The sequence below is a fragment of the Streptomyces sp. NPDC101151 genome, from assembly GCF_044768335.1.
Taxonomy (GTDB): Bacteria; Actinomycetota; Actinomycetes; order Streptomycetales; family Streptomycetaceae; genus Streptomyces.
Genome location: NZ_JBIWPP010000007.1, coordinates 246,969 through 253,739, shown reverse-complemented (window position 1 = coordinate 253,739; position 6,771 = coordinate 246,969). Strand labels below are relative to the sequence as shown.

The following is a 6,771-nucleotide window of genomic DNA, read 5'->3' as shown; positions in this document are numbered from 1 at the left end:
GGCCGGCTGACTCCGCCACCGGCGTCCCGGCCCGGGCGCCGTGCCCGGACGCCCCGGCCGTGACCACCGGGCCCGCGACCGGGCGGGCCAGGAGCACCCGGGGCGACGGGCCGCTGGCCGAGCTGGGCCGGTCGGCCGGCTGACTCCGCCACCGGCGTCCCGGCCCGGGCGCCGTGCCCGGACGCCCCGGCCGTGACCACCGGGCCCGCGACCGGGCGGGCCAGGAGCATCCGGGGCGTATCGCATCCCATGTGCAGGCTTGCCGTCCTTGCCGTCCTTGCCGCCGGACGAGTGCCTCATGGCTCCAGCACGACCTTTCCGATCGTGCCGCGGTTCTCCAGCGCCCGGTGCGCGGCGGCCGCCTCGGCGAGCGGGAAGCGGGTGACGGCCGGACGCAGGCGGCCCAGGCCGGCCTCGGCCAGGGCGCGCAGTTCGAGCGCGCGCAGGCCGCCCGCCTTCCGGAGCATCTCCGGGCCCAGCACCGACTCGGAGAGGCCGTCGACGACGTACCCCTGGTGTCCGTCCCCGATGCCCTGGGCCGACCAGCCGAAGACGAGATGCCGGCCGCCGGACCCGAGCAGCGCCACGGCCTCCCGGGCGACCGCGCCCCCGACGCCGTCGTAGACGATCGTGGCGGGCCGCCCGCCGAGATGGGCACGGACCTCGGCCGGCCAGCCGGGGTCGATGTAGTCGACGGCGAGATCGGCGCCACCGGCCCGCACCCGGGCGGTCTTCTCCGGCCCGCCCGCCAGACCGATCACCGTCGCTCCGGCGTTCTTGGCGTACTGCACCAGTAGTGTGCCGATGCCGCCCGCGGCCGCCGGTACGACGACCACGTCGTCCGGCCCCGGCTCGGCGAACCCCGCGATCCCCAGCGCCGTACGCCCCGTGCCGATCATGGCGACGGCCTCGGCGAAGCACAGCCCGTCCGGTATCTCGTGCAGGCGCTCGGCGCCGGTGACGGCGAGTTCGGCATAACCGCCGGGCGCGAACCCCAGGTGGGCGACCACCCGCTTGCCGTGCCAGGCCTCCGCCACGCCGTCGCCGAGAGTGTCCACCACCCCCGCCACCTCACGGCCCGGGACGGTCGGCAGGGCGGGCGGTCCGGGCAGCGGGCCCTGCCGGCCCTCGCGCAGGGCCGTGTCGAGGAGGTGCACCCCGGCCGCGGCGACGGCGATCCGCACCTCACCCGGTCCGGGGACCGGGTTCTCGGTCTCCTCGTAGGTCAGGTTCTCGGCCGGCCCGAAGGCGTGCAGGCGCACGGCGTGCATGGGATCCCCCAGTGATCGTGTCGCTGTCTCCGGAGCCCCACTGTTCAACCTCAAGCATGCTTGAGGTCAAGGGCGGTCCGGCCGAGGATCAGCGACACCGCGGTGACCGCGCTGTTGAACGACACCTCCGACAGCACGCCCGGCGCCGCCACCTGGTCGCCGGCGAGGTAGACGCCGTCGCCGCGGTCCACGGCGGGCCGGTCCCGCCAGCTGCTCCCCGGCAGGTCCACGGCCCCCGTACGGCCGTCCGCCACGGCCTCCCGCCGCCAGGTGACCCGCTCCCGCCACCCCTCGAAGGCCAGGTCGAGCAGCGTCTCGGCGCGGGCGAGGCCGTCGCCGCGCGCCTCGCCGGGCCCGATCGGGAACTGCCCCTGGACCAGCTGCTCGCCGGCCGGTGCGAGGGTCCGGTCCTGCGCGGTGAACCGTTCGATCCAGCCGGGTGCGTCGAGGTCGGAGACGGCGAAGGCGTCCCCGCGCCGGGTGCGCAGCGCGAGGTCGAGCAGGACGGTACGGCCACCGGGCCAGGTCAGTGAGTCGTCGCCGAGCAGCCGGCGGGCGGCGGGCAGGGAGGTGGCGACGATCACGGGCGTGTCCGTCGGCAGGGTGTCGACCCGCGACAGGGTCTCCATCCGCACCCCGAGGTTCCAGGCGCGTGCGGCCATCCGGTCGATGACACTCGCCCAGCCGCCGCGCGGATGGTGCGCCTCCGGCGGCAGCCTGGTGGCCCGGCGCAGGCGCTCCTGCACGAAGGCGGCGGACAGTGCGCCCGGGTCGTGGTGGAAGAGAGCGACGGCCGAGTAGCTGGCGGCCGCGCGGGCACCCTCCTCGCCGGCGATGGCGGTCGCCCAGCCGAGGAAGTCGGTGTCCACGGGGGCCCGGCGGATGCCGGGGCGCAGCAGTTTGAGCATCGCGAAGGGCGGGGTGCGGCGCAGGGCGCCGTGGTGGCGCAGCCGCAGCCGGGCCGCCTCCAGGGGCGGGATCGGGGCGAGCGGCCCGATCAGGTCCCGCTGGGTGAGCCAGGTCCAGTGCGGGCCGCCGCTGTAGAGGGCGTGCGGGCCCTCGTTCGTCCGGTACGGCCCCTCGGCGGTGCGGGCCCGGCCGCCCAGGGTGTGGTGGGCCTCGTACACGGTGACCTTGGCGCCTGCCTCGGCGGCGGTGATCGCGGCGGTGAGTCCGGCGAAGCCGCCGCCGACGACGGTGATGCGGTGCATGGGGTGCATGGGGCGCGGTCTCCCTAGGGTCGGTTCACCTTGTCCGTGAGTACGACCGCACAGACCCCCTGACATGTGACATCGGCCCGCTGCGGACCCGGTTTCCGCAGGTCGGGCCGATTGTCGGTGGCGGGGTGCAGCATGGGGGCATGGCGAGGAGAGCGACGGGTACGGGCCGGGCAGGGACGAAGGGCGCACAGCGGCCGGAGGTGCGGCTGCCGCCCCTGGTGCCCTGGACGGACGGGGAGTTGGCGCCGGACGGCGACTACGACGGGCTGGAGTTCCGGGATGCGGACCTGGCCCGGCAGGACGGCCAGGGCGCCCGCTTCATGGACTGCGCGCTGACGGGCTGCGCGGTGGACGAGACGGCCCTGGGCCGGGCCCGGGTGCTGGACTCGGTCCTCACCGGCCTGCGGGGCGTCGGCACCTATCTGGCCGAGTCCACGTTCCGTGACGTCGAGCTGATCGACCCCCGCCTCGGCGGCACCCAGCTCCACGGCGCCGTCCTGGAGCGGGTCGTGGTCCGCGGCGGCAAGATCGACTTTCTCAACCTCCGCGAGGCCCGCCTCAAGGACGTCGTCTTCGACTCCTGCGTCCTGGTCGAACCGGACTTCGCGGGTGCGCACCTGGAGCGGGTCGAGTTCGTCGACTGCGCCCTGAAGGAAGCCGACTTCAAGGGCGCGACCCTGAAGGACGTGGACCTGCGCGGTGCCGCTCCCCTGGAGATCGTGCGCGGCCTGGACCGGCTGTCGGGCGCGGTGATCAGCACGGGGCAACTGCTCGATCTGGCGCCGGTGCTGGCGGCGGAGCTGGGAATCCGGGTGCAGGACTGAGATCTCAGGCCATGCGGGGAAAGCGTGCCTGAAGCGTCCAGATCGCCGGGTTCTCCGCCAGGTCGTCGTGCAGGTCGGTCAGGTCGGCGATCAGGTCCTGCAGGAAGTCGCGGGCCTCACGGCGCAGTTCGGCGTGGGAGAAGGTGAGCGGCGACTCCTCGGCCGGCATCCAGTCGGCCTCGACGTCCACCCAGCCGAAGCGGCGCTCGAACAGCATCCGGTCGGTGGACTCGGTGAAGTCCAGCTCCGCCTGCTGCGGCCGGGAGGCGCGGGAGCCCAGGGGATCCCGGTCCAGCCGCTCCACGATGTCGCACAGCGCCCAGGCGAAGTCCAGCACCGGCACCCATCCCCAGGCTGTGGACAGCTCGCGGTCCGTCTCGGTGTCCGCGAGATAGACGTCTCCGCAGAACAGGTCGTGCCGCAGCGCGTGGACGTCCGCGCGGCGGTAGTCGGTCTGCGGCGGGTCCGGGAAGCGGTTGGAGAGGGCATAGCCGATGTCGAGCACGGGAGAGATGGTGTCACGCCCACCGTCCCGGCCCTGCTGCGGTGGCCTCCGCCCGCCTAAGATCACTGACATGTCCAGATCCGCGCGCCTTGTCCCGGCTGCTGCCGGCCTTCTCGCCCTCGCCCTGACCGGCACCGCGTGCGGCGGCGGCGTCCATGGCACCCCGGGCGGCTCCGGCGTGCGCGACCCGTACTTCCCGAAGGCGGGCAACGGCGGCTACGACGTCACCCACTACGCCCTGACCCTCGACTACACCCCCGGCAGCCGCCACCTCACCGGCAAGGCGGTCATCACCGCCCGCGCCACGAAGGATCTGACCGCCTTCGACCTCGACCTCGCCGGACTGGACGTCGACTCCGTCACCGTCGAGGGCAAGGACGCCCGCTGGAACCGCACCGGCCAGGAACTGACCGTCCGCCCCCACGACGACCTCGGCAAGGGCGAGACGTTCCGCACGACCGTGCGCTACTCGGGCACCCCGCAGACCCTCACCGACCCCGACGGCTCCGAGGAGGGCTGGCTGCGCACCGCCGACGGCGCACTCGGCCTCGGCGAGCCGGTCGGCTCCATGGCCTGGTTCCCGGGCAACCACCACCCCTCGGACAAGGCGACGTACGACATCACGGTCACCGTCCCGAAGGACCTCCAGGCCGTCTCCAACGGCGAGTTGACCAGCCGGCACACCCAGGGCGGCCGCACCTCCTACGCCTGGCACAGCGCCCAGCCCATGGCGAGCTACCTCGCCACCGTCGCCATCGGCCACTACGACATCACCTCCACCACGGGCCCGCACGGCCTGCCCGTCCTCACCGCCGTCGACCCCACCCAGGCCAAGGCGAGCGCGAAGGTGCTCGCGAAGATCCCCGGGATCCTCGCCTGGGAGGAGCTCAACTTCGGGCCGTACCCGTTCACCTCCAGCGGTGTGATCGTCGACCGCCCGGACGATGTCGACTACGCCCTGGAGACCCAGACCCGGCCCGTCTTCCCCGGCGCCCCCGAAACCGGCACCCTCGTGCACGAGCTCGCCCACCAGTGGTACGGCGACTCGGTCACCCCGAAGAGCTGGCAGGACATGTGGCTCAACGAGGGCTTCGCGACGTACGCGGAATGGCTGTACGAGGAGGACCACGGCGGCAAGAGCGCCCAGCAGACCTTCACGGACCTGTACGAGGACGACGACGAGGCCGTGTGGGCCTTCCCGCCGGCCAAGCCCTCCGGCGCCGCGCACATCTCCGACAGCCCGGTCTACGAGCGCGGCGCGATGGTCCTGCACAAGATCCGCCAGAAGGTCGGCGACGACACCTTCTACGACATCATCCAGGGCTGGGCCGCCGCCCACCGCCACGGCACCGCGAGCACCGCCGACTTCACCGCGTACGTCGAGAAGAAGGTCCCGGACAAGGACTTCGCCGGAATCTGGAAGGACTGGCTGTACGGGGACGGCAGGCCGGACCACCCCTGACAGCACCCCGCTTCCCGGCGCGCACCCGCCGGTGTCACGTCCCCCGGGCCGGCTCCGCCCGCATCGCCGCCCGCGCCGCCCACACGGCCCGCGCGTGCCAGAGCCGGCGCTCCTGGAACTCCTGGGTCCCCAGCGGCGGGTCACCCGCGGCGAACACCTCCAGCAGCTCGGGCAGGGAGGCGTAGACGTCCTCGATGACGGCCGCCATCTCCTCCGGGGCACAGATCAGCACGGTCTCCCGGACCTCGTCGCAGCCCGAGGCGCGGAACGCGTCCCGTACGGCCATCTCCCGCTGCGCCGGCCCGTCCCGGTGGGCGGTGGCGGCCGTGTGCATGTCCTCGTACGCCGGCCGGTACTTGGTCAGGCAGGTCACATGGGCGTCCCGGCGTTCGCGCCGGGCCCGCTCGTCCGTCTCGCGGCGCCGGCGCACCCGGTCGGCGAGCAGGGTCGAGCCGACCCCGACCACCGCGCCGAGTCCCGTGCCGGCCAGTGTCGTCCATTCCACCGCCGGCTCAGTCCTCCCATGCGTCCAGCAGCCGTGCCAGGTCCGGCGGCCACACCGGCTCGGCCTCCTCGGCCAGCTCCTGTCGGCTCCACCAGCGCCAGGTGAGGATGGAGTCGGCGGCATGCGCGGCGGCCAGACCGGGGCCGGCCGGTTCGCGGTGCGGGCCGTGAGTGACGTAGATGTGCTCGTGCTGGTGGACGGGGGTCCCGGTGTGCGTGAAGTCATGTTCCCAGGTGCACAGCAGGGGGCCCGGCTCCAGGTCGGTCCAGCCGGTCTCCTCGGCCAGCTCCCGCAGGGCGCCCTCGCGCGGGGTCTCGTCCGCTTCCAGGCCGCCGCCGGGCAGGGCCCAGTGGATGCCGACCTCGTCGTTGTCGTACCGGAAGAGGAGCACCGCGCCGTCGGGGTCGACGACGGCGACCCGGGCCGCCCGCCGGGGTGTCCGCAGCACCTTGCGCAGGACGGCGCAGGGCCGGCCGAGGGCGCGGTCGGGGCGGTGGTCGACGACCTCGTAGCCGAGGGCCGTCCAGAAGGCCAGTCCCGTGGGGTTGTTCGCGAGGACCGCGAGCCGTACGGCCCGTCGCCCGGCGGCGCGGAAGCGCTCCTCGACCAGCGTGGCGATCCGCCGGCCGTACCCCTTGCCCTGCTCGGCCGCGTCGACCATCAGCAGCCCGATCCATGGATCGGGGTCGGCCGGATCGGGGTGGCGGGCCAGCGTCGTCACGATCGCGACCAGCCGCCCCTCGGCACGGGCCAGCAGCACCTCGGCATCCGGGTGCGCCAGCTCGTCGGCCAGCGTGGCGGCCACCTGCTCGGGGCGGATGTCGTCCGGATCCGGGAAGTCGCCGCTGAGGGCGAAGAACTCACGGTTGGCGGCGTAGAGCGAGGTGAGTTCGGTGAGCAGCTCACCCGGGAGGGAGCCGTCCGCCACCGAGAGCTGTTCGAGAATCATGGCACGACAGTATTTCCCCAAGAGCCACACCACGA

General features: G+C 73.8%; 7 protein-coding genes. 2 read left to right on the top strand and 5 right to left on the bottom strand.

Going from position 1 to position 6,771, the window contains the following annotated elements; translation table 11 throughout:
- Positions 1-296 precede the first annotated feature (296 nt).
- Complete coding sequence (locus ACIRU3_RS16395; RefSeq protein ID WP_404056687.1) at positions 297-1,271, bottom strand: zinc-binding dehydrogenase; 975 nt, start codon at positions 1,269-1,271, stop codon at positions 297-299.
- Positions 1,272-1,321: 50 nt separating this feature from the next.
- A complete protein-coding gene (locus ACIRU3_RS16390; RefSeq protein WP_404056926.1) occupies positions 1,322-2,482 on the bottom strand; it encodes an NAD(P)-binding protein in 1,161 nt (386 codons plus the stop codon).
- A gap of 149 nt (positions 2,483-2,631) precedes the next feature.
- Between ACIRU3_RS16390 and ACIRU3_RS16385 the strand changes: the two genes are divergently transcribed.
- A complete protein-coding gene (locus ACIRU3_RS16385; protein ID WP_404056685.1) occupies positions 2,632-3,315 on the top strand; it encodes a pentapeptide repeat-containing protein in 684 nt (227 codons plus the stop codon).
- Between the two features lie 4 nt (positions 3,316-3,319).
- Here the strand turns inward: ACIRU3_RS16385 and ACIRU3_RS16380 are convergent, their stop codons facing one another.
- Positions 3,320-3,820, bottom strand: coding sequence for a hypothetical protein (locus ACIRU3_RS16380; RefSeq protein ID WP_404056683.1), 501 nt, complete (start codon positions 3,818-3,820; stop codon positions 3,320-3,322).
- A 70-nt stretch (positions 3,821-3,890) separates the two neighbouring features.
- Between ACIRU3_RS16380 and ACIRU3_RS16375 the strand changes: the two genes are divergently transcribed.
- Entirely contained in the window at positions 3,891-5,282 is a 1,392-nt protein-coding gene (locus ACIRU3_RS16375; RefSeq protein ID WP_404056681.1) for a M1 family metallopeptidase, read from the top strand.
- Between the two features lie 34 nt (positions 5,283-5,316).
- Here ACIRU3_RS16375 and ACIRU3_RS16370 read toward each other — a convergent pair whose 3' ends face one another.
- Positions 5,317-5,787 (bottom strand): hypothetical protein, encoded by a 471-nt coding sequence (locus tag ACIRU3_RS16370; RefSeq protein WP_404056679.1) that lies wholly within the window; start codon positions 5,785-5,787, stop codon positions 5,317-5,319.
- Positions 5,788-5,794: 7 nt separating this feature from the next.
- The gene (locus ACIRU3_RS16365; protein ID WP_404056677.1) at positions 5,795-6,736 is read right to left on the bottom strand and encodes a GNAT family N-acetyltransferase; all 942 of its coding nucleotides are present in this window, start codon (positions 6,734-6,736) and stop codon (positions 5,795-5,797) included.
- Positions 6,737-6,771 lie beyond the last annotated feature (35 nt).

Coding starts and splice junctions, on each gene's coding strand:
- ACIRU3_RS16395 (WP_404056687.1), bottom strand. CDS start 1,271: ATGCACGCCGTGCGCCTGCACGCCTTCGGGCCGGCCGAGAACCTGACC.
- ACIRU3_RS16390 (WP_404056926.1), bottom strand. CDS start 2,482: ATGCACCGCATCACCGTCGTCGGCGGCGGCTTCGCCGGACTCACCGCC.
- ACIRU3_RS16385 (WP_404056685.1), top strand. CDS start 2,632: ATGGCGAGGAGAGCGACGGGTACGGGCCGGGCAGGGACGAAGGGCGCA.
- ACIRU3_RS16375 (WP_404056681.1), top strand. CDS start 3,891: ATGTCCAGATCCGCGCGCCTTGTCCCGGCTGCTGCCGGCCTTCTCGCC.
- ACIRU3_RS16365 (WP_404056677.1), bottom strand. CDS start 6,736: ATGATTCTCGAACAGCTCTCGGTGGCGGACGGCTCCCTCCCGGGTGAG.